This window comes from Paraburkholderia sp. CNPSo 3272, from assembly GCF_024206495.1.
In the GTDB taxonomy this organism is placed as follows: domain Bacteria; phylum Pseudomonadota; class Gammaproteobacteria; order Burkholderiales; family Burkholderiaceae; genus Paraburkholderia.
Map to the genome: position 1 here is coordinate 102,417 of NZ_JAMBPQ010000012.1, position 22,148 is coordinate 124,564.

The following is a 22,148-nucleotide window of genomic DNA, read 5'->3' on the forward strand; positions in this document are numbered from 1 at the left end:
ACGTCACAGGCCTGTCTCGCGAAAGCGGCATGCTCGCGGCAAACGCGCGGCACGGGAGTGACAGCCGCGCAGCGACGCAACCGATCAATCGCCAACCCGCGCCCAGGCAGACGCCACCGAGCGCACAAGACCAACGAGCCATGCCACGTTTTGCCCACATCTTCGAAGCCGCCGCGGACACCCTCAACGCGTACTACCAGGCCGTCGCGGAAGTCAACATCGACAGCTTGATGGGTCTGTGGATCGATGAAGAGTTCGTGAGCTGCATCACGGCGGAAGGCGCGCATCTGCATGGCCTGCCGAGCATCCGCACCGGCCTCGCTGCGCAGCTCGAAGCGGCGCCGGTGTCGATCGAGCCGCTCGACATCCGCGTGTACGACAGCCTCGGCACCGTGGTCTATGCGATCGTGGAAGCGCACCGCCCGGTCGATCCCAGCGCGATTCCCATCATGGTCTTCACGACCTACGTGATGGTTCACGAGCGCGGCGAGTGGCGCATTGCGCACATTCACGCGAGCCGCATGCCCGACGACGCAGCTACCCAGTTCTCGGCCCGATTGCGCCACGGCCAGGGCGCGCTGCACTGACATAAGGGCGCAAAGCAGGGGGCAGTGATGAGTACGACCGACGACACCAGCAGGCCCGGCGAGGCAGCCCGCGTCGCGGCCGCGCTCGATGCCCAGACCGCCCTGCTCGGCCCCCACTACGACACCGACTACCGCGCGCCGTTCTGGTTGCCCGGTGCGCACATCCAGACCATCGTACCGGCGCTGTTCTCGCGCCTGCCCGCGCCCGCCTACCGGCGCGAGCGCTGGGACACGCCGGATGGCGACTTCATTGAAGTGGACTGGCTGGACGGCAAGCATGCCACGGCGGATTCACGCAACGCCCCCAACGTACGTAATGCCCCGCTTTTCGTCCTGTTCCACGGCCTCGAAGGCGGCTCGAGCTCACACTACGCGCGCGCGCTCGCTGCCGCCGCGCAGGCGCACGGCTGGCATGCGGCGATCCCCCACTTTCGCAGCTGCAGCGGTCCGCTGAACCTGCTGCCGCGCTTCTACCATCTCGCCGATTCCGCCGAAGTCGACTGGGTGCTGCGCCGCTTCGCCGCCCGCCACGCGGGACCGCTCGTTGTCGCGGGCGTGTCGCTTGGCGGCAACGTGCTGCTGCACTGGCTCGCCCAGCGTCGCGAAGACGCCGCGATCGTCGCGGCCGCCGCCGCGATCTCCACGCCGCTCGATGTGCATGCAGGCAGCGAGATGCTGACGCAGGGCTTCGGCATGATCTACACGCGCAGCTTCCTGAAGACGCTGAAGGTGAAGGCGCTCCAGAAACTCGAGCAGTACCCCGGCCTGTTCGACGCGCAAGCGGTGCTCGCCAGCCGCACGATGTACGAATTCGACAATGTCGTGACCGCGCCGCTCCACGGTTTTCGCGATACCCACGACTACTACACCCAGGCGACGATCCGCCCGATGCTCGGCGAAATTGCCGTCCCCACGCTCATTCTGAACGCACGCAACGATCCGTTCCTGCCGGGCCGCGCGCTGCCCGCGCGCCACGAAGTGAGCGCCGCGGTCGAGCTCGATCAGCCCGCGCACGGCGGCCACGTCGGCTTCATGACGGGACCGTTCCCCGGCCGTAGCGACTGGCTTTCGCAGCGCGTGTTCGCTTATCTCTCGTCTTTCGTCTCTCATGGATGACATCGTCAAACAGGCGCTCGCGCGCTGGCCCAACGTCCCGCATTGCACGGGCTGGCTGCTCCTCGACGCACGCGGCAACTGGCGCATGCGCGACGAGGCCGCCCAGGCGCAGAACGCACCCGGCACGGCGATCCGCCACGAAGCGCTGCTCGGCTTCATCAACCGCAATTACGAGCGCGATGAACAGGGCCAGTGGTACTTCCAGAACGGACCGCAGCGCGTGTACGTCGAACTCGAATACACGCCGTGGATCGTGCGTCTCGCCGCGGGTCATGAGGGCGATGACGCGCTGACGCTCACCGACCAGGGCGGTCAAGCGTTCGAGCCCGTGGCCGCCTACCTCGACGAAGCGGGCAGCGTGATCTTTGCCGATGCGGGCAGGCCGCCGCGCGCGGCGCTGCTGCACGACCACGACCTCGATCTCTTCACCGACCACGCGACGCTCGCGGACGACGCCCAGAGCGGCACGTTCCACTGGCGCGCCGGCGCCGCGCTACCGCTGCAGCCGATCGAGCGCGCCGACGTGAGCGCGCGCTTTGCCTTCGTGACGAGTCCCGCGCGCGCCGAGCGCGAAGCGCAGGCCGCGCAGCACGGCGCGAGCGGCACGCCGCCTGCCTCCGAGGACTGAGCGCCGGCTCAGCCGCGGCCCTCGTCCTTCTCGTCCTGGCGCTCCTGCTGGTAGCGCGCCTCGAAGTCGTGCAGGCGCGCTTCGATCGTCGACAGATCGTAGTAGCCCACCGCTTTCATGTCGCGCGCCTCCTTGAGTTGACGGATGGCCGAGGGCCAGGCGCCGTCGAGCGCCAGCTTCTCCGCCATCGCCCGATGCTGGGTCAGCGCGTCGCCGAGTCCTGCGCTCGCCTGCGCCAGATAGAGCCACCATGCGTCCTGCTGCGGTTCAGCCTCGGTTTCGCCGCGCGCGAGCGTCTGCGCCTCCTTGAAGCGGCGCGCCGAGATCAGCGCCTGCAGCAGCGCATCGGTGGCCGCGTGGGAGCCCGGCCACGCCTTGTGCGCGGCCTCGGCCAGCCGCACGGCATCGTCGGTGCGGCCCGCGCGGCGCGTGATATCGACGGCGAGCACGTCGAGACTCGGCGAGTTGCGCGTCTTGCTGCCGTCCGCGGCCTCGAACTGCGCGAACGCCGCGCGCGAGTTCGCAAGCGACGCCGCGGCGTCGTCGTAGCGCTCCAGCAGCATCTGCGCGTAGGCAATGCCATACCAGTTCGCGGCAACGTTGAGCGCCGTGCGGTCCTCGAGTTCCGAGCGCAGACGCGAGACCTCGTCGATGTACTCGTTGCGCGTGCGGTCCTGAAGCACACGCACGCGAGCCCGCACGAAACCGTACTCGGACGCCTGGCGCGGCTGACGGTAAGGGGCGCGGCGCGCGCGGTCCTGCATGTCGGCGATGCGCTCGCCGGTGAGCGGGTGCGTGCGCGCGTAGGCCGGCACACCCGTGTCTTCCATCGAATCGCGCTCGAGCCGCTCGAAAAACGCCACCATGCCCCACGGGTCGTAACCCGCCGCCGAGAGCAACTGGAAGCCCACGCGATCGGCCTCGTGCTCCGCGGCGCGCGAGAAACGCAACTGGCTGTCCACGGCATACGCCTGGCTGCCGAGCGCAATTCCGGCGCCGAGATCGCCGCTGTGCGCGAGCACGCCCGCGAGAATGCCGAACAGCACGCCGGCCAGCGCGGCCAGACCCGTGCGCTCGCTCTGCGAAAGCATACGTGCGATGTGCCGCTGCAAGACGTGGCCCATTTCGTGACCGAGCACGGAAGCGAGTTCGGATTCCGTTTGCGTGACGACGATGAGCCCCGAGTTCACCCCGATGAAGCCGCCCGGCAGCGAGAACGCATTGATCTGGCCGTCGCGGATCGCGAACAGATCGAAGTCGGGCCGATACCCGCCGATGAACTGCGCGCTGGCGGCCGCGCCGAGGCGCGCGGCCACCGCATTGAGGTAGTCGCGCACGAGCCAGTCGCCGATATAGTCGGGGTCGCGGCGAATCTCGCGCATCACGCGCTCGCCGATACGGCGCTCGGCCTGCGGCGTGAGCGCGCCGCCCGAACCGTCGCCGAGGTCGGGCAGTTGCGGCACCCAGGCGGGGGCGCGCACGCCGGTATTGCCGCTCGAAGAGGAGGAAGCTGAGCCTGCCGGGCCCTGGGCCGAAAAGCGGCTCTGCGCGCCGCCGTAGGTGCCGAACACGCCCTGCGCGATCGAGGCGGGGACTACGGGGTCCGCTTCGACGTCGAACGGGCCGCTGACAAGTGCGGGCGCCGCACTGGCCGCATTGGCCGCATTCGGTGCAGGTCCGGAGGGGGCCGGGGCGGGCTGCACGGCTGTCGGCGGGGCCGCGCCGAACTTGAGCGCGGCGGCATTCGACGCCTGCGCGTACGCTGGCGGCGAAACCGCGAGCGACGCGCACAACCATGCAGCAAGCAGCCGTTTCAGACGCATTGATGACAGGATCGGGGAATGCGGAACAGTGGCGGCGGCGCGCCCGCTGAGAACGGCAGCGCGCTTGCGCCAACCGATCGATTGTAGCCCGCCTTACAACTCTTGCGGCGCGGCAAGACGCGTAGAAAGCGCGGCGTGCCGCACTGTTAAGATAGGTACCCCTCAAGGAAGAACCCACCATGCCTGAACTCACGCATTTTGACGCCGCCGGAGACGCTCATATGGTCGATGTCGGCGGCAAGGCACAGACGAAGCGCATCGCGCTCGCGCGCGGCACGATCCGCATGTTGCCGGAAACCTTCGCGCTGGTCCGCGACGGCCACGCGAAAAAAGGTGACGTGATCGGCGTTGCGCGCATCGCCGCGATCCAGGGGGCGAAGCGCACTTCGGATCTGATTCCGCTGTGCCACCCGCTCGCCATCACGCGCGTGAAAGTGGACTTCGCGCTCGATGAAGCGCTGCCCGGCGTTCACTGCACGGCGCAGGTGGAAACGCTCGGCCGCACGGGCGTGGAGATGGAAGCGCTGACCGCCGTGCAGGTCGGACTGCTGACCGTCTACGACATGTGCAAGGCCGTGGACCGCGGCATGACGATTACCGATGTGCGCGTGCTGGAAAAGCACGGCGGGAAGTCGGGTGACTGGGTGGCGGAGCGGTGACGCCATGACGCTCGACGAACTGCTCGCGCAGGTTCTGGCCTTCCGTGACGAGCGCGACTGGGAGCAGTTTCACACGTTGCGCAACCTGATCGTCTCCACCAGCATCGAGGCTGGCGAGCTGCTGGAAACGATCCAGTGGAAGACCGATGCTCAGATCGACGCACAGCTCGCCGATCCCGCGCAACTCACGCATCTCAGGCACGAATGCGCGGATGTGTTCATCTACCTCTTGCTGGTCGCGCATACCGCCGGAATCGATCTGGTCGAGGCGGCAGCGGAAAAGCTCAAGCTGAACGCGCAGCGCTACCCCGTGGAGAAGGCGAAAGGCAGCGCTGCGAAATACTCCGAGCTTTGATTGCCGGAACGGCGGCACTTGCTCGTCGCCGCTTCACGCACGGGCGGTGAGACTCAATCGTCCGAATCGTCCTCGTCGTCCTGTTCGACCGACTTCGCCGGCGTCCCGTATTTCTTGACGAGTTGCGCCTTGAAGTCCGCGAGCGTGGGCTGCTCGTCGAGCAGGCCGTAGAGCGAAGCGAGTTGCGTCTGCCAGTCGTGCAGCTCCGTGGCGAAAATGTGCAGGCGCTCCACCGTATCGAATGCACCCGCCGTATCGCCGTCCAGCGCCTGCAAAACCGCGTAGCGTCGCAGCACCGTCTCGCCGGGCAGCAGCGCAATGGCGCGCTGGTGCGCGTAAAGCTTGCTCGGCAGGCTCGCGGCGCTCATCGGCAACAGCGTAGCCATGCCGTAGTCGCCCCACGCGCCGAACAGGCGCGAAGGATCGTCGCCGTAGTCGCGCGCCGGGTGCTGTCCGTAATACAGCACCTCGGCGCGGTTGTAGTCGCGCAGCACCGGGTACAGCGCCGCGACGCCGCCGAACACGACCACCGCATACACGCCGAGCGAGACGCGCGACGGCACGACGCGCAGCGGCTTCGTCTCCAGCAGACCGAAAACGAACATCGCCGGCAGCAGGAAAAACATGTACTGCTGCGGATATTCGACGAGTGCGTGCATGACGAGCACGCCGATCAGCATGAAGCCAAACACGCGCTCGGCGGTGTGCGGCGCGCGCAACCCGCGCACCAACCACGCGACGAGCCCGATCACGACGATGGCAAGACCGACGATGCCGGTCTTCGCGAGCAGATCGAGGAAAATATCGTGTGCGTTGTTGGCGATCTCGACGCCGCCCAGCGAGCGCACCAGTTCGAACTGATGCATCGGGAAATCGCCCCAGCCGACGCCGAGCACCGGATGCGACTTGAACATTGTCCAGCCATAGCGCCACAGCGCGAGACGCGGCGCAATCTGGCTGGCGTCCTTCATGCGCTCGGCAGCCGACTGCGCAAGGTCCAGGCCGTAGTGGACGTTGGCCCAGCGCGCGAATGCATTCATACCGAAGAAGATCAGCACGAGCACGACGGGGATGACCCAGGCGCGCACGCCGGCGGCCTTGCGGCCCGAGCCCGCCGCCGATCCGAGGCCTTGCGAGAGCGCCCCGCGTCCCTCATCGGCTTCGCTGCGGCAGCCCGTGAGCGCGATCCACAGACCCGCGACGAAAATCACGCCCATCTGCAGCCACGGCCCGCGCGACACGGTAAGCGCGAGGCCACCCGAATAGATCGCGGTCAGCACGCCCCAGAGCAGGATGTTCAGACGCCGCGTGAGTACCAGGTACATCGCACCCGCCATCGCGAAGGCGATATAGGTGGCCAGGTGATTGGCCTGCGCCATGTTGCCGAACGGCCGCCGCTCGACGGTAATGTTGTACGCCACCACGAGCGGCGTGACCTTGGTCTCCAGGTGAAAGAGCTGGATCACCTGGGTGAACACGGCGAAGAGACCGCCGAACTGCAGCGCGAACGCCCCCCACACGAGCGCGGAGCGCATGAGGCGCGCGCGCGTGATGGTGTAGCCCGCGTGCGTCACGAGGAACGCGGCGAGCAGATAACCCGCGCCGAGCCAGTTCATCGAAGGTTCGGCGAGCGGCAGTGCGAACGTCTGCACGATCAGCAGCAGACCGAAGAAAAGCGGCACGAGCGCGACCGTGGGCGACGCGAATTCCTCGCCCGTGCGCGCCGGACGAACGAGCAGCAACGTCGCGGCGCCCATCAGCACATAAAGTGTCAGTGCAACGAATTCTGCGTAGAAAGTCGGTATCGGATAGGTGTGGTTGACGACCGCATAGGGCAGCGTCAACGCGAGGGCCAGCAAGACGAACGTAAGGTAACGCGCAAAATTGGAAGGCATGGTTGGGCGGGGGCGTTCAGCAACGGGGCACTATACAAAACTTTTCCCCCGCTGTGCGGGTGCGGCCGCTTGGGTCGCTCGGCGTGCGTTGCGCGCATGCACTCGAAAGCGCCCACTGTTGCCCCCACACCTGCGTGCAAACCTTATGCGCGGCAATCCGGCGGCGCGAGATTGCCCGCCAGCGTTGCGGCGTCCACCGGCGCTGGGCCCGCGCCGGGCGCGCCCAGCGACGAAGCCGCCTTGCCCGCTGCGAAGCACTCCCACGTGAGCGTGCCGCCCTGCACGCTGCCCTGCGCGAGCGCGACGCGCGCGGTGGGCGCATCGGCATTGTCGGGCACCGACGGCACGAGCACGATGGTGTTGCTGCCCTCGGGCGCCACGCGCGAGGTGAAAGCAACCGTGATCTGACCGGTCGTATCGTCGATATGCAGCGACTGCACGTTGCGGGTGGCCGGTGGCACCGTGTAGGCCGCGCCGAACGCGTTGCCGCTCGCCGCGTTCTCCGCCACGGCGAGGCGCGCGGAGGCCGCGAGCGAGAGGCCCTCGCCCACGCGGCTGCGGGCGAGGTAATCCTGGTACGCCGGAATGGCGTAGGCGGCGATCACACCGACGATCGCGAGCACGATCATCAGTTCGATCAGCGTGAAGCCGCGCGCGGTCCAGCGCGCGGCAATGCTGGCGAGGCGCGAAAGTCTGGCTGCAAAATACGCGCGGCCGCTGCGCGGCGGCGGGTTCACGGGAAGGGCGGATACGGTCATCGTCAGGGCTCCTGAAACAAGAAACGCCTGCCCACAGTCGTGAACAGGCGTCTTGATCGTATCGGCGGCCCGCTTTACGCAGCAGTCGGCCAGATGGCCCAGGCGCTATGGCACAGCCACTGCGCGCTCAGTGCGACTGCGGTCCCCGCGTAGCGCTGCGCCGCGCGTTGCGGCGCCTGAGCCACAATCCGAGCCCGACGACGAACACGGCCCCCGCCACGCTCATGCCATATTCGGCCACGGGCGTATCGAGCAGCGGCCAGCGGTCGCCCGCGGGGTCGTTGATGATGAGCCCGCCCGCGATCCAGCCGAGCAGCGCAGCGCCGAGCGTCACGATGACCGGGTAGCGGTCGAGCAGCTTGAGCACGAGCTGGCTGCCCCACACGATGAGCGGAATGCTCACCATCAGCCCGAAGATCACGAGCGCGATGCGATGGCGCGGGTCGGCCGCTTCGGCAGCGCCCGCAATCGCGACTACGTTGTCGAGGCTCATCACCGCGTCGGCAACGACGATCGTCTTGATCGCGCCCATCAGCTTCTCGGCAGGCTTCACGTTGGCGTGCTCGAGTTGACTGGGCGCGAGCAGCCGAACGCCGATCCACAGCAGCAGCAGGCCGCCCGTGAATTTGAGGAACGGCACGTTGAGCAGCACCACGGCGAAGGCGATCAGCACCACGCGCAGCGCGATCGCACCGGCGGTGCCCCACAGAATGCCGCGCATGCGCTGCTGCGAAGGCAGGTCGCGGCAGGCGAGCGCGATCACCACGGCGTTGTCGCCGCCGAGCAGGATGTCGATGACGATGATCTGGATGACAGCGCCCCAGTGGAGCGACGCGAAAAACTCGAGCATGGAGACGAAGACTCAGCCGTGACTCAGGATGGGCGGCTCAGACGGCGAGCCAAATAAAAAAGCGAGGAGGCCATGACTGGCTCCCTCGCTCTTTGTTCGGAAACCTCGTGAAAGGATTCCGCAAGCATATCAAAAAACGCTGACCGCCCGCGCATACATGATGCACGAGCGGCGGCGCATCTCGAATTTACAGCATCGCCTTCAGCAGACGACCCATTTCCGACGGGTTGCGCGTAACCTTGATGCCGCACGCGTCCATGATTTCCAGCTTCGCGTCGGCCGTATCCGCACCGCCCGAGATCAGCGCGCCGGCGTGGCCCATGCGCTTGCCCGGAGGCGCCGTGACGCCTGCGATGAAGCCAACCACCGGCTTCTTCATGTTGTCCTTGATCCACTCGGCGGCGTTCGCTTCGTCCGGACCGCCGATTTCGCCGATCATGATCACGGCGTCCGTATCCGGATCGTCGTTGAACATCTTCATGACGTCGATGTGCTTCAGACCGTTGATCGGGTCGCCGCCGATGCCGACTGCCGACGACTGGCCGAGGCCGATCGCGGTCAGCTGGGCAACCGCTTCATACGTCAGCGTGCCCGAACGCGACACGACGCCGATGCGGCCCTTGCGGTGGATGTGGCCCGGCATGATGCCGATCTTCAGCTCGTCCGGCGTGATCGTGCCGGGGCAGTTCGGGCCGAGGAGCAGCGTCTTGCGGCCTTCGCGGCGCATACGGTCCTTGACTTCGATCATGTCGCGGACGGGAATGCCTTCCGTGATACAGATCGCGAGATCGAGGTCGGCCTCGACGGCTTCCCAGATCGCAGCAGCAGCGCCTGCCGGCGGCACGTAGATGACCGAAACGGTCGCGCCGGTGGCGTCCTTTGCTTCACGCACGTTCGCGTAGATAGGAATGCCTTCGAAATCTTCGCCGGCCTTCTTCGGGTTCACGCCAGCGACGAACGCTTCACGGCCGTTTGCATACTCACGGCACGCGCGGGTGTGGAACTGACCGGTCTTGCCGGTGATGCCCTGCGTGATGACCTTGGTGTCTTTGTTGATCAGAATCGACATGTATTGACCTCTTTTCGTTTGGCGTCGCGCGTCGCGTCATCCGCGCCTTGCGTTGCGGATTTCGCGCCGGCACGCCGCCATTCGTGTCCGGTGAAAATTACTTGCCTTCGGCAGCCGCGACGACCTTCTGCGCGGCTTCTTCCATGCTGTCTGCCGAAATGATCGGCAGGCCCGATTCGGCCAGCATCTTCTTGCCGAGGTCCTCGTTCGTGCCCTTCATGCGCACGACGAGCGGCACGTTCAGGTTCACGGCCTTCGAACCGGCGATCACGCCTTCCGCGATCACGTCGCAGCGCATGATGCCGCCGAAGATGTTCACGAGGATCGCCTTCAGGTCCGGGTTCTTGAGCATGAGCTTGAACGCTTCGGTGACCTTCTCGGTCGTCGCGCCACCGCCCACGTCGAGGAAGTTGGCCGGCTCGCCGCCGAACAGCTTGATGGTGTCCATCGTCGCCATCGCGAGGCCTGCGCCGTTCACGAGACAGCCGATGTTGCCGTCGAGCGAGATGTACGCGAGGTCGAACTTCGAGGCTTCGATTTCGGCCGGATCTTCTTCGTCCAGGTCGCGGTAAGCGACGATTTCCGGATGACGGGCCAGCGCGTTGGAGTCGAAGTTGAACTTCGCGTCGAGCGCGATAACCTTGCCGTCGCCGGAGACGTTCAGCGGGTTGATTTCAGCCAGCGATGCGTCGGTTTCCCAGAATGCCTTGTACAGGCCTTGCAGGATGGCGCGGGCTTGCGGAATCGAAGCTGCGGGCACGCCGATCTTCGCGGCGAGGTCGTCGGCCTGGGCGTCGAGCAGACCCGTCGACGGCTCGACGATGACCTTGTGGATCAGTTCCGGGTGCGTTTCGGCGACTTCTTCGATGTCCATGCCGCCTTCGCTCGAACCCATCAGGACGATCTTTTGCGACACGCGATCAACGACGAGGCTGACATACAGTTCCTGCTTGATGTCGGCGCCTTCTTCGATCAGCAGACGGTTGACCTTCTGGCCTTCCGGACCGGTCTGGTGCGTGACGAGCTGCATGCCGAGGATCTGGTTCGCGTATTCGCGGACTTGCTCGATCGTCTTGGCGACCTTCACGCCACCGCCCTTGCCGCGGCCGCCAGCGTGGATCTGCGCCTTGACGACCCAAACCGGACCGCCCAGCTCTTGAGCGGCCTTGACCGCGTCATCCACCGAAAACACCGGGATGCCGCGCGGGACCGCGACTCCGAATTTCCGCAGGATTTCCTTACCCTGGTACTCGTGAATCTTCATGCGTGATTCCTTCAGTCTGAGAGTTGGAGTGAACTTCGATTCCGCTGTTGTTATTCATGCGAGACGGCGTCGGCCCTGCCCTCTTGGCCCGGGCTCCGGCTGTCGCGCACGCCGGGGGTTTCCGCGCCACGCTCTATCGAACGCGGCACATGGCCATACCAGCGCGGATAAAACTGCTTCACCGCCTCCCCGTCGAACCGCAGCGCGTGGCAGCGGCCAAGCTGGAAGGGCGGCTTTTCACCGGCGGCCTCGTTGCCTCCGGCGGTCTTGCCGAGTTCCGGTCCGGGCGCTTCGCCCGGCGAGCCATTCGATGTGTCCCACACTGCCCCGACGAACGCCTGGATCGCAGCGGTCGGCAAAACGCCCAACATTTCTGTAAGGTGTGTGCAGCCGACCGTGCCGCCGAGGCGCCGGGCAGCTTCGCGGCGGAAGTTGTCGAGGAGATTGAGCCCGATAAGGGCCCGATAGGCGGGATTGGCGTTCTGGCACTGACCGTCGTAAGGCACCCAGTCGGACGACGCCTCTGCGTCGACGACGTTGAGCTTGCGATCGATCGTAATGCGCAGCCAGAGTTCATGGATCGGCAGACCATTGGGCCGGACACCGGCGGCGAGCGGCACGTCGCGTGGCTTGTGGTCGGTCAGGCACGCGTCGATGTCCCACAGGCCGTCTTCACGCTCATAGGCAACCGCCCGGATGGCGCGCTGATGGCGCAACTGGCGGGGCACGGGCGGAGAAAGCGGCATGCTAAAGGTAAGACCGGATTGGAAAACCTCGTGATTTTAACATACCGGGTATTTGAGACAGCCGCGAACACACAGGCCGGGCGGGGACTTGCCTGCGCTGTTTTTTCGAGACGGCCGGCTCAGTTATCGGACCAGTCTTCCTCGATTCCTTTGAGGATCTTGCCGATGATCGACATGGAGAAGCCGCGCGCCGCGAGAAAGCGCGCCTGGCGCGCGCGTTCGGCAGGCGTCGCGGGCAACTGGCCGTACTTCTTCTGCCACACCGTGCGGGCACGAACGAGTTCGGTCTCGCGCAGTTGCGAACTCACCTCTTCGATGAGCGCTTCGCCCACCGCGTGGCGCTTGAGTTCGCTGACGATACGCCCTGCCCCCACGCGCGACGCGCGCCGGTGCACGACGCTTTCGGCAAAGCGCGCGTCGGAGAGCCAGCCCTCGCGTTCGAGCGAATCGAGCAGGACTTCGAGCGCGTCGGCGTCCTCGGTGTACGGCATGAGCTTGCGCGAGAGTTCGGCGCGGCTGTATTCGCGGCGCGAAAGATAGCCGAGCGCGCGGCCCTTGAGGGAGCGCTCGGGGCGCTGCTTCGCCGTGGACGATTGTTCGCGCGCGCTGGCGCGTGCGGCGCGGCTGGCCGAGCTACGCTCGTATTGGTCGGTTTGCGGCGCGCTGGATTCGCGCGCCGTTTCGAGAGGCGCGCGACGCGATCGCTTGAATGTCGGTTCGGACAGCGGCTCCGGTGGCACGTTTGCCGCGGCTTCATCGGCCCCGCTGAAGAAAGCCTCGAAGGGGACTTCGAAGACCGCGCCGCCATCGTCGCTGAGATCGGCGGGCGGGGAATACGCCGCGCCAGAATGCGCGAAGCCGCGATCGCCCGCCTGGGCGTCGCGGCTCAAATGGCTTGAGCGGCTCGTGCGCGAGTCGGCAGGCTTGACGGCGGAGTGCCGCTCGCCCCCCCTGTCCGCAGGCGAACCCGCATGCGGGTTAGCCTGCTCGCCGGAAGGCGAGGACGTGTGTGACCCGCCCTTGCGCATCAGCTTGCCTTATCTACGAGAGCCTGGTGGACTTACTCTTCGTCAGCGACTTCGACTTCGCCGGAATCCTTGACGCCGTCCGGCATCGTGCTCACGCCAAGCGATTCGCGGATGCGGTTTTCGATCTCGCGAGCAATGTCCGCGTTCTCGCGCAGGAATTCGCGTGCGTTGTCCTTGCCCTGGCCAATGCGCTCGCCGTTATAGCTGTACCACGCACCCGCCTTGTCGACGATCTTGGCCTGCACGCCGAGGTCGACGATTTCGCCCTGACGCGAGATGCCCTCGCCGTAGAGAATGTCGAACACGGCTTCGCGGAACGGCGGCGAGACCTTGTTCTTCACGACCTTCACACGCGTTTCGCTGCCGATCACTTCGTCGTTCTTCTTGATCGAACCGATGCGGCGAATGTCCAGACGCACCGACGAGTAGAACTTGAGCGCGTTGCCGCCCGTGGTGGTTTCCGGGTTGCCGAACATCACGCCGATCTTCATGCGGATCTGGTTGATGAAGATCACCATGCAGTTCGTCTTCTTGATCGTGCCGGTGAGCTTGCGCAGCGCCTGAGACATCAGACGCGCCTGCAGACCCGGCAACGAGTCGCCCATTTCGCCTTCGATTTCGGCCTTCGGCACGAGCGCCGCGACCGAGTCGATCACGATCATGTCGATCGAGCCCGAGCGCACCAGCGCGTCGGTGATTTCGAGCGCCTGCTCGCCCGTGTCCGGCTGCGAGATGAGCAGTTCGGGCACGTTCACGCCGAGCTTGGCAGCGTATTGCACGTCGAGCGCGTGTTCCGCGTCGATGAACGCCGCCGTGCCGCCGAGCTTTTGCATTTCGGCGATGACCTGCAGCGTGAGCGTGGTCTTGCCCGACGATTCCGGACCGTAGATCTCGACTACCCGGCCACGCGGCAGGCCGCCTACGCCGAGCGCGATGTCGAGGCCGAGCGAACCGGTGGAGACGACCTGGATGTCCTCGACCGCGTCGCCGTCGCCGAGTCGCATGATCGACCCCTTGCCGAACTGCTTTTCGATCTGCGCGAGCGCGGCGGCCAGCGCCTTGCTCTTTTCAGCAGTCAGCCCAGCCGAGCCTTTCTTGCTATCTTCCATGAATCGTCCTTTGCTATGATGAACGGCGTCTCGTGACCATGCGCACGCCTCATTCGGGCTAATGCACACGAACGCAGACACTGTATAAAAAAACAGTGGTTTTGGCAAGCCTTTCTGGCTATCCAGAACCGCAAATTTCGGGAGACCGCCGCGCGTCGCCTGGCCGCGCCCTCAGGGACGCGGCGCGGCGCGGGTGTTACGAGCCTGACAACGAGGTCAAAAAGCCTCGAAGGCGACGCTGGCGCAACATGCGAATCCTCATTGCCGAAGACGACAGCATACTCGCGGACGGGCTCGTGAGATCACTCCGCCAATCTGGCTATGCCGTTGATCACGTGCGTAGCGGCGTGGATGCCGATACCGCCTTGTCGATGCAGTCGTTCGACCTCCTGATTCTCGATCTGGGCCTGCCGAAAATGCCCGGCCTCGAAGTGCTGCGCCGTTTGCGCGCGCGCAATTCCAACCTGCCCGTGCTGATCCTCACCGCCGCCGACAGCGTGGACGAGCGGGTCAAAGGCCTCGACCTCGGCGCCGACGACTACATGGCCAAGCCCTTCGCGCTCAACGAACTCGAAGCGCGCGTGCGTGCGCTCACGCGGCGCGGCGCGGGCGGCGGCCCGACCGTCGTGCGGCATGGCGCGCTGGCGTTCGACCAGGTGGGGCGCATCGCGCGCATTAACGACCAGGTGCTCGACCTTTCCGCGCGCGAACTGGGCGTACTCGAAGTGCTGCTGCAGCGGCTCGGGCGGCTCGTCTCAAAGGAGCAGCTCGTCGACCACCTCTGCGAATGGGGCGAGGAAGTCAGCAACAATGCCATCGAGGTCTACGTGCACCGGCTGCGCAAGAAGCTCGAAGCGGGCGGCGTGCGGATCGTGACCGTGCGCGGGCTCGGCTACTGCCTCGAAAAGGAGGCGAAGGAAGCGCAGGCCGGCGCAGGCCAGACGCCCGCGCGGACCGAGGCCGGCGCACCCGACGCCGCGCCGGCAATGCCCGCCAGCCACTACTTCAAGTAGGCAGGATCGACGATGGCCGGCCGTCCTCCCATCGCGCGCGCCGTGCCGCCCAAGGGCGCCGCAGGCGTGGCCGGTTCGGCCGGCGACAGCGACCCGGACGATTCGGCATTCGCGGCCGACGCCCTCGACGACGATGCGCGCGACGCCCGCTACGCCAATCCGTTCGCCCCGCCCGACGAGGCCGAAGCCGCCGCCGAGGCGCGCCCGCGCTCGCTCTTCGGCGAGATTCTCGACTGGATGCTCGCGCCGTTGCTGCTGCTCTGGCCGATGAGCATCGCGGTCACGTATCTGGTGGCGAAGTCGATCGCCAACGGCCCCTTCGATCGCGCGCTCGAGACCGACGCCTATGTGCTCGCGCGCCAGATCCAGCCCGTCAACGGCGTGGCCGAGCTGACACTGCCCGCCTCCACCCGCGACTTCCTGCGCGCCGATAACGTGGACAGCGTGTTCTATCAGGTGCTCGGCAGCCGCGGCGAGCTGATCGGCGGCGATCGCGACATGCCGCTGCCGCACGACGACGACCGCCCGCCGCCGGGTCTCGTCGAATTTCGCGACGACACGCTGCATGGCATCGACATCCGCGTCGCCTATACAACGGTGGAGCCGACGCATCCCAGCGCCGGCGACCGCCAAGGTCAAGCCGTGCTCGTGCAGGTCGCGGAAACGCTCGACAAGCGCCGCCAGCTCGCCAACGACATCATCAAGGGCGTGATCCTGCCGCAGTTCGTGATCTTGCCGCTCGCGATCCTGCTCGTGTGGTTCGGCCTCTCGCGGGGCCTCGCTCCCCTGCACGCGCTGCAGTCGAACATCCGCATGCGTCGCCCCGACGATCTTTCGCCGCTCGAAGCGCGCCGCGCGCCGCCCGAAATCGAGCCGCTCGTCACCTCGTTCAACGACCTGCTCACGCGGCTCGAACAGAACATGGAGTTGCAAAAGCGCTTCATCGCCGACGCCGCGCATCAGATGAAAACGCCGCTCGCGGGTCTGCGCACCCAGGCCGAGCTCGCGCTGCGCCAGAACGCGCCCGCCGAAGTGCACCGCTCGCTCGAGCAGATCGCGACGAGCTCCGAGCACGCCGCGCGGCTCGTCACGCAACTGCTCGCGCTCGCGCGCGCGGAAAACCGCATGTCGGGGCAGGTCTTCACGCCGGTGGACGTAGCCGACGTGGCGCGCCACGCCCTGCGCGACTGGGTGCAGCCGGCGCTCGCCAAGCAGATGGATCTCGGCTACGAAGGCCCCGAAACGGCCTACGGCAGCGGGGAAGAGGATGGCGAAGCGGCGGCGCGCGTCGAAGTGGACGGCAACCCGGTGATGCTGCGCGAGATGCTCTCGAATCTCATCGACAACGCGATCCGCTATACGCCCGCCGGCGGGCGCATCACCGTGCGCGTGCGGCCCGAGCCCGCGGCGGGCGTGGTCCATCTCGAGGTGGAAGACACGGGCATGGGCATTCCGAGCGCCGAGCGCGAGCGGGTGCTCGAGCGCTTCTACCGCATTCTGGGGCGCGACGGCGAAGGCAGCGGGCTCGGGCTCGCGATCGTGCGCGAGATCGTCACGATGCACGGCGGGACACTCGCCATCGACGATCACGTCTATCAGGACACGCCGCGCCTCGCCGGCACGCTCGTGCGCGTGACGCTGCGGCTGCGCGCGCAAGCTTGAGCCGCGTTGCCGGCGCTTTGGCGGCGAAACCACCGCAAACTGACGGACAGCGTCAGAAAATCGGGATGGGACTTACCCTTAGCCGATCCGCGGCGCGCGCGTCAAAGCTGGAAATTTAGACGATGTTCCGCTCCGAATGCGTGATTTTACTTGCGCATTCGGCGCACATAGCCGGCTGGGCCCCAATCCCAATCCACACTCAGAAACCTACACTCGCGTCAGAAGCCCGTAAGTTTCCATTCCAATAATGCTCCGCAGGACCGCGGGTCTAAGAGTCGCCTGCCCGACGGACCACACGCATATCAATACTGGAGACATCTATGGCAACCGTTGGCGGACAAGTCTCGCACGCGCCGATGACCAGCGACGAAAAACGCGTGATCTTCGCGTCGTCGCTCGGCACCGTGTTCGAGTGGTATGACTTCTACCTGGCCGGATCGCTTGCGGCCTTCATCAGCAAGAGTTTCTTTTCCGGCGTCAATCCCACCGCCGGCTTCATCTTCACGCTGCTCGGCTTCGCCGCCGGCTTTGCCGTGCGTCCGTTCGGCGCGATCGTGTTCGGGCGCCTCGGCGACCTCGTAGGCCGCAAGCACACGTTCCTCGTCACGATCGTCATTATGGGTATCTCGACCTTCGTGGTCGGTTTCCTGCCCGGCTATGCGTCGATCGGCATTGCCTCGCCGGTGATCTTCATCGGCATGCGTCTGCTGCAGGGTCTCGCGCTCGGCGGCGAGTACGGCGGCGCCGCGACCTACGTCGCGGAACACGCGCCGCCCGGACGCCGCGGCTTCTACACCTCGTGGATCCAGACGACCGCCACGCTCGGCCTGTTCCTCTCGCTGCTCGTGATCCTCGGCGTGCGCACGTTTGTCGGCGAAGAACAGTTCGCCGCATGGGCCTGGCGCATTCCGTTCATCGCCTCGATCCTGCTGCTCGCCGTTTCGGTGTGGATCCGTCTGCAGCTCGACGAATCGCCGGCGTTCAAGCGCATCAAGGCGGAAGGCAAGGTCTCGAAGGCGCCGATCAAGGAAGCGTTCGGCCAGTGGAAGAACCTCAAGGTCGTGCTGCTCGCCCTCTTCGGCCTCACTGCCGGCCAGGCCGTGGTCTGGTACACGGGCCAGTTCTATGCGCTCTTCTTCCTCACGCAAACGCTCAAGGTTGACGGCTCGAGCGCCAACATTCTGATCGCGCTGGCGCTGTTGATCGGCACGCCGTTCTTCCTGTTCTTCGGCGCGCTGTCGGACAGGATCGGCCGCAAGCCCATCATCATGGCTGGCTGCCTGATCGCGGCGCTCACCTACTTCCCGATCTTCAAGGCGATCACGCACTACGCGAACCCGGCGCTCGAAGCTGCCACGCAGCGCGCGCCGATCGTCGTGATCGCGGATCCGGCCGAATGCTCGTTCCAGTTCAACCCGGTCGGCACCTCGAAGTTCACGAGCTCGTGCGACATCGCCAAGAGCGCACTTTCGAAAGCTGGCCTGAACTACGAGAACGTGGCCGCCCCGGCAGGCACGCGCGCGCAGATCAAGGTGGGCGACACGACCATCGACACGTTTGACGGCCGCGCGCCCGGTGCGAAGGAGGCCGGCGCGCAGTTCGAGAAGACGCTCGCAGCCACGCTGAAAGCGGCGGGCTATCCGCTCAAGGCCGACCCCGCGCAGCTGAACTGGCCGATGACGGTGGTGATGCTGACGATCCTCGTGATCTTCGTGACCATGGTGTACGGACCGATCGCGGCGATGCTGGTGGAAATGTTCCCCACTCGCATCCGCTACACCTCGATGTCGCTGCCCTATCACATCGGCAACGGCTGGTTCGGCGGCTTCCTGCCGGCGACGGCCTTCGCGATCGTGGCGGCGCGAGGCGATATCTACTCGGGCCTCTGGTATCCGATCATCATTGCGCTGGGCACCTTCGTGATCGGCATGCTGTTCGTGAAGGAAACCAAGGACTCGGATATCTACGCGCAGGATTGAGGCTGCGAGCGCCGCCGGGCGGGGCTTCTCGCCCGGCGACTGCCTTCCTTGCAGAAAAGATGACGAAGGGGGTTGACAACCTCAGGCCGTACCGCGATAATCCTTTTCTTCGGCGAATTAGCTCAGCCGGTTAGAGCGACGGAATCATAATCCGCAGGTCCGGGGTTCGAATCCCTGATTCGCCACCAGTTGCAAAAGAAAGCCGCTGTCCCGCAAGGACAGCGGCTTTTTTCATTTCCGCGTGCCTGGCGAGCCGAGGAACCGCTGCCCGCCAGACCGCCACAGCATTCACCTGATCTGCTTGCGCTCCCGCTTCGTTTCGTACATCGAACGATCCGCGTATTCGATCAGCGCCGTCATCTCGGTGCCGTCTTCGGGCAGGATGGCAACGCCCACGCTCACGCCGAGATCGATGCGGTGTCCTTCGAACTCGAACGGCTCGCCGACGGTGTCAACGAGCCGGCGGCTGTACGCCTCGGCGTCCCTGCGCCCCGCGATGCCGGGCAGGATCACAGCGAACTCGTCCCCGCCCACACGCGCGGCCGTGTCCACGCGGCGGCTGTGGCGCGCAATGCGCGTCGCGGTCTCGCGAATCGCCGCGTCGCCGACGCGATGGCCGTAGCGGTCGTTGATCGGCTTGAGACCGTCCATGTCGAGATTGAGCACGCCAAGTCCGCCCGACGAGCGCACCGCGAGATCCACCGACTGGCGCAGACGATCGTAAAAGAGCGCGCGATTGGGCAGACCGGTGAGCGCGTCATGCGTCGCGCGCAGATAGAGCTCGCTCGTCTCGTGTCGCGCGGCGTGGAACATGGCCGCGGCGATGAGTTCCGACATCAGCGAGAGCGTGCGGATGTCCTCGTCCTTGAAGGCGTCGACTTCCGAATTCGTGACTTTCAGAACGCCGACGGTCGTCTCGAGATGCTTGAGCGGCGTGACGATCATCGAGCGCAGGCCGGCGCGCCGGCAGGCTTCGCGGTCCACGCGCGGGTCGGTTTCGGAGTCGTCGCAGCGCAGGATCTCGCCCTCGCGCACGCACATGCCCGACAGGCTCGTTTCGCGCGCGAGGCGCAGTCCAAGAAGGTTCGCGACGCTGCCCGAGGCCGCGCGGTAGACCATGTCCTCGCCCTCGGCAAGCTCGACGACCGCACCCTGGGCTCGCGTGAGCTGCTCGGTGCGCTCGGCCACATAGGCCATCACGCCGCCGAGATCGAGCCCGAGCTTCGCGATGTCCGACTGCGCCTTGATGATTTCCAGCAGGGTTGCATTGTCCAGTTGCGTGTCTTTTGCTTCGCTCTTTTTCATCGCTTAACCGTTAGCCTGTCTTTGACTTGCTGACGGCACTGAAAGCCAAAGCGCCGTTCAACCGGGCTAAAGCATAGCAAACGATATTGATTGCGCCAGCGCAAACGTTTTACATCAGCAATTCGCTGGCGTTTTTCGCGATTCGTTGCGGGTACACCCATCAGGCCTACGCGTTCAGCGCTCGATGCGCTCGCGCGTGAGGCGCAACAGCGCCGCCATCGCGCGGCTCGCCGCATAAGCGTCGCGTTGCGCGATCGCCTCGTACACAAGGGTGTGGTCGGGCAGCGCAGCGTTGAACACCTCGGCGCGCTTTGCGTTCACGCGCAACTGGCCTTCGAGCGTGCGCTCGATCAGCGTGCCTAGCGGCACCAGCAATTCGTTGCGGCAAGCGCCCAGCACCGCGAGATGAAAGCGCAGGTCGGCGCGCACCCATTCGTCCACGTTGCGCGCCTCGGCCATGGCCTCGTGCGCGGCGGCGATCGAGGCAAGCGCATCGGCGTCGTGCGCGTTTGCGGCGAGGCCTGCCGCAAACGGCTCGATCATCTCGCGCATTTCCTGGAGCTTGAGCGCGAAAGCGAGCGGCGGCGCCACGCGCGCGTACCAGTCGAGCACGTCGGCATCGAGCAGATTCCACGCTTCACGCGCACGCACCCGCGTGCCCACGCGCGGACGCGACTCCACGAGCCCTTTCGATGTAAGCGTGCGCAGCGCCTCGCGCAGCACCGTGCGGCTCACGTCGAACGTTGCCATGAGTTCGGCCTCGCGCGGCAGGACCGTCGCGGGTGGGTAGTCGCCGCGCAGGATCGCGCTGCCTAGTTCGTACGTCACGGTGCCGTGCAGATCGCGTTGAATCGCCGTTCTCCTGGATAATGGGAAGTGCTGCGAAATAATACTATTAATAGCACTTAAAGGCGAATTTTGCAGTAGCATGTGCCCTTGAAGACGTTGCCGCTCGCGCATGGTGCGAGCGCCGCCCTACCGCTCAAGTTCATGGAGACACCGCATGAAAATCACCAGGCTCGAAACCTTCGTCGTCCCGCCGCGCTGGCTCTTTCTGAAGATCGAAACGGACGAAGGGATCGTCGGCTGGGGCGAGCCGATCGTCGAAGGCCGCGCGCATACGGTAGCCGCCGCCGTCGATGAACTCGCCGACTATCTGATCGGCAAGGACCCGCTCCTCATCGAAGACCACTGGCAGGTGATGTACCGCGCGGGCTTCTACCGCGGCGGCCCGATCTCGATGAGCGCCATTGCCGGCGTCGATCAGGCGCTCTGGGACATCAAGGGCAAGCATCATGGCGTGCCCGTTCACGCGCTGCTCGGCGGCCAGGTGCGCGACAAGATCAAGGTGTATTCGTGGATCGGCGGCGACCGTCCGAGCGACGTCGCCAACAACGCTCGCGCCGTAGTCGAGCGCGGCTTCAAGGCCGTGAAGATGAACGGCTCGGAAGAACTGCAGATCATCGACACCTTCGACAAGGTTCAGGGCGTCATCAACAACGTCGCGGCCGTGCGCGAGGCCGTGGGCCCGAACGTCGGCATCGGCGTGGACTTCCATGGCCGTGTGCACAAGCCCATGGCGAAGGTGCTCGCGAAGGAGCTCGATGCGTTCAAGCTCATGTTCATCGAGGAGCCCGTGCTCTCGGAGAACGTCGAGGCGCTGCGCGACATCGTCAACCAGACCAGCACGCCGATCGCGCTGGGCGAGCGTCTGTATTCGCGCTGGGATTTCAAGCACATTCTCGCGGGCGGCTACGTGGACATCATCCAGCCCGACGCCTCGCATGCGGGCGGCATCACCGAGTGCCGCAAGATCGCCGCGATGGCCGAAGCCTATGACGTCGCGCTCGCGCTGCATTGTCCGCTCGGGCCGATCGCGCTCGCCACCTGCCTGCAGATCGACGCGGTGAGCTACAACGCGTTCATCCAGGAGCAGAGCCTCGGCATTCACTACAACAAGGGCAACGACCTGCTCGATTACATCAGGAATCCCGAAGTCTTCAAGTACGAAGACGGCTTCGTCTCGATTCCGCAGGGCCCGGGTCTCGGCATCGACGTGAACGAGGAGAAGGTGCGCGAAATGGCGAAGACCGGTCACCGCTGGCGCAATCCGGTGTGGCGTCACGAGGATGGCAGCGTCGCCGAATGGTGATACGCAAATGAACGCCGAAACGCGCGGCGCGCAGCTTGAAGTGACGCGCTCGATGCCGCGCGTTTCGGCGACGTAACGTTTTGCGTGGCTTTGGGCGCTCAGGCGCGCCCGCTCGCGAGACGCGCGAACGGCATATGTCGTTTGCGCACA

At 65.8% G+C, this 22,148-nt stretch carries 20 protein-coding genes and 1 tRNA gene; 10 read left to right on the plus strand and 11 right to left on the minus strand.

The annotated features are described in order from the left end of the window. Positions 1-140 precede the first annotated feature (140 nt). The 3 genes from M3I53_RS17135 to M3I53_RS17145 are packed head-to-tail and all read left to right on the plus strand — an operon-like array spanning position 141 to position 2,331. Positions 141-587 carry a nuclear transport factor 2 family protein gene (locus tag M3I53_RS17135; protein ID WP_254317083.1) on the plus strand — a complete coding sequence of 149 codons (447 nt, stop codon included), beginning with the start codon at positions 141-143 and terminating at the stop codon, positions 585-587. Positions 588-614: 27 nt separating this feature from the next. Then, a complete protein-coding gene (locus M3I53_RS17140; RefSeq protein WP_254317084.1) occupies positions 615-1,703 on the plus strand; it encodes a YheT family hydrolase in 1,089 nt (362 codons plus the stop codon). Beyond that, the gene (locus M3I53_RS17145) at positions 1,696-2,331 is read left to right on the plus strand and encodes a DUF2946 family protein (protein ID WP_254317085.1); all 636 of its coding nucleotides are present in this window, start codon (positions 1,696-1,698) and stop codon (positions 2,329-2,331) included. The genes M3I53_RS17140 and M3I53_RS17145 overlap by 8 nt, the downstream gene beginning before the upstream one ends. Before the next feature lie 8 nt (positions 2,332-2,339). On the opposite strand, the gene M3I53_RS17150 is transcribed toward M3I53_RS17145, so the two are convergent. Next, positions 2,340-4,154, minus strand: a complete 1,815-nt coding sequence (locus M3I53_RS17150) for a M48 family metalloprotease (RefSeq protein ID WP_254317086.1) — start codon at positions 4,152-4,154, stop codon at positions 2,340-2,342. Positions 4,155-4,333: 179 nt separating this feature from the next. Between M3I53_RS17150 and moaC the strand changes: the two genes are divergently transcribed. After that, the gene (gene moaC / locus M3I53_RS17155) at positions 4,334-4,813 is read left to right on the plus strand and encodes a cyclic pyranopterin monophosphate synthase MoaC (protein ID WP_254317087.1); all 480 of its coding nucleotides are present in this window, start codon (positions 4,334-4,336) and stop codon (positions 4,811-4,813) included. A 4-nt stretch (positions 4,814-4,817) separates the two neighbouring features. Beyond that, a complete protein-coding gene (locus M3I53_RS17160) occupies positions 4,818-5,168 on the plus strand; it encodes a nucleotide pyrophosphohydrolase (RefSeq protein ID WP_254317088.1) in 351 nt (116 codons plus the stop codon). A gap of 53 nt (positions 5,169-5,221) precedes the next feature. Here the strand turns inward: M3I53_RS17160 and M3I53_RS17165 are convergent, their stop codons facing one another. From M3I53_RS17165 to recA, 8 genes are all read right to left on the minus strand, one after another. Next, on the minus strand, positions 5,222-7,063 hold the full coding sequence (locus M3I53_RS17165) for a Wzy polymerase domain-containing protein (RefSeq protein WP_254317089.1): 1,842 nt from the start codon (positions 7,061-7,063) through the stop codon (positions 5,222-5,224). A gap of 143 nt (positions 7,064-7,206) precedes the next feature. Beyond that, the gene (locus M3I53_RS17170; RefSeq protein WP_302057709.1) at positions 7,207-7,821 is read right to left on the minus strand and encodes a pilin; all 615 of its coding nucleotides are present in this window, start codon (positions 7,819-7,821) and stop codon (positions 7,207-7,209) included. Positions 7,822-7,948: 127 nt separating this feature from the next. Continuing rightward, positions 7,949-8,671, minus strand: coding sequence for a TerC family protein (locus tag M3I53_RS17175; RefSeq protein WP_254317090.1), 723 nt, complete (start codon positions 8,669-8,671; stop codon positions 7,949-7,951). Positions 8,672-8,858: 187 nt separating this feature from the next. Next, positions 8,859-9,740 (minus strand): succinate--CoA ligase subunit alpha, encoded by an 882-nt coding sequence (gene sucD / locus M3I53_RS17180; RefSeq protein WP_069262862.1) that lies wholly within the window; start codon positions 9,738-9,740, stop codon positions 8,859-8,861. 97 nt (positions 9,741-9,837) lie between these two features. Further along, positions 9,838-11,004, minus strand: a complete 1,167-nt coding sequence (sucC, locus tag M3I53_RS17185; protein WP_254317091.1) for an ADP-forming succinate--CoA ligase subunit beta — start codon at positions 11,002-11,004, stop codon at positions 9,838-9,840. A 50-nt stretch (positions 11,005-11,054) separates the two neighbouring features. Further along, a complete protein-coding gene (locus M3I53_RS17190; RefSeq protein WP_254317092.1) occupies positions 11,055-11,750 on the minus strand; it encodes a DUF2889 domain-containing protein in 696 nt (231 codons plus the stop codon). A gap of 119 nt (positions 11,751-11,869) precedes the next feature. Then, positions 11,870-12,778: a recombination regulator RecX gene (gene recX / locus M3I53_RS17195; protein WP_254317093.1), complete on the minus strand. Its 909-nt coding sequence runs from the start codon at positions 12,776-12,778 to the stop codon at positions 11,870-11,872. Positions 12,779-12,810: 32 nt separating this feature from the next. Further along, positions 12,811-13,887 (minus strand): recombinase RecA, encoded by a 1,077-nt coding sequence (gene recA / locus M3I53_RS17200; protein WP_254317094.1) that lies wholly within the window; start codon positions 13,885-13,887, stop codon positions 12,811-12,813. 248 nt (positions 13,888-14,135) lie between these two features. On the opposite strand from recA, the gene M3I53_RS17205 reads away from it, so the two are divergent. The 4 genes from M3I53_RS17205 to M3I53_RS17220 all read left to right on the plus strand — a co-directional run bounded on the left by M3I53_RS17205 (position 14,136) and on the right by M3I53_RS17220 (position 18,729). Then, on the plus strand, positions 14,136-14,900 hold the full coding sequence (locus tag M3I53_RS17205; protein WP_254317095.1) for a response regulator transcription factor: 765 nt from the start codon (positions 14,136-14,138) through the stop codon (positions 14,898-14,900). 12 nt (positions 14,901-14,912) lie between these two features. Beyond that, positions 14,913-16,562 carry a sensor histidine kinase gene (locus M3I53_RS17210; protein ID WP_254317096.1) on the plus strand — a complete coding sequence of 550 codons (1,650 nt, stop codon included), beginning with the start codon at positions 14,913-14,915 and terminating at the stop codon, positions 16,560-16,562. A 320-nt stretch (positions 16,563-16,882) separates the two neighbouring features. After that, positions 16,883-18,541, plus strand: a complete 1,659-nt coding sequence (locus M3I53_RS17215) for an MFS transporter (protein WP_254317097.1) — start codon at positions 16,883-16,885, stop codon at positions 18,539-18,541. A gap of 111 nt (positions 18,542-18,652) precedes the next feature. Further along, positions 18,653-18,729, plus strand: a tRNA-Met gene (locus M3I53_RS17220). A 100-nt stretch (positions 18,730-18,829) separates the two neighbouring features. On the opposite strand, the gene M3I53_RS17225 is transcribed toward M3I53_RS17220, so the two are convergent. Further along, positions 18,830-19,846, minus strand: a complete 1,017-nt coding sequence (locus M3I53_RS17225) for a sensor domain-containing diguanylate cyclase (RefSeq protein WP_254317098.1) — start codon at positions 19,844-19,846, stop codon at positions 18,830-18,832. A gap of 174 nt (positions 19,847-20,020) precedes the next feature. Beyond that, positions 20,021-20,776 (minus strand): FadR/GntR family transcriptional regulator, encoded by a 756-nt coding sequence (locus tag M3I53_RS17230; protein ID WP_254317099.1) that lies wholly within the window; start codon positions 20,774-20,776, stop codon positions 20,021-20,023. A gap of 73 nt (positions 20,777-20,849) precedes the next feature. Here M3I53_RS17230 and dgoD point away from each other — a divergent pair, with 73 nt between their 5' ends. Beyond that, entirely contained in the window at positions 20,850-21,998 is a 1,149-nt protein-coding gene (dgoD, locus tag M3I53_RS17235; protein ID WP_254317100.1) for a galactonate dehydratase, read from the plus strand. Positions 21,999-22,148 lie beyond the last annotated feature (150 nt).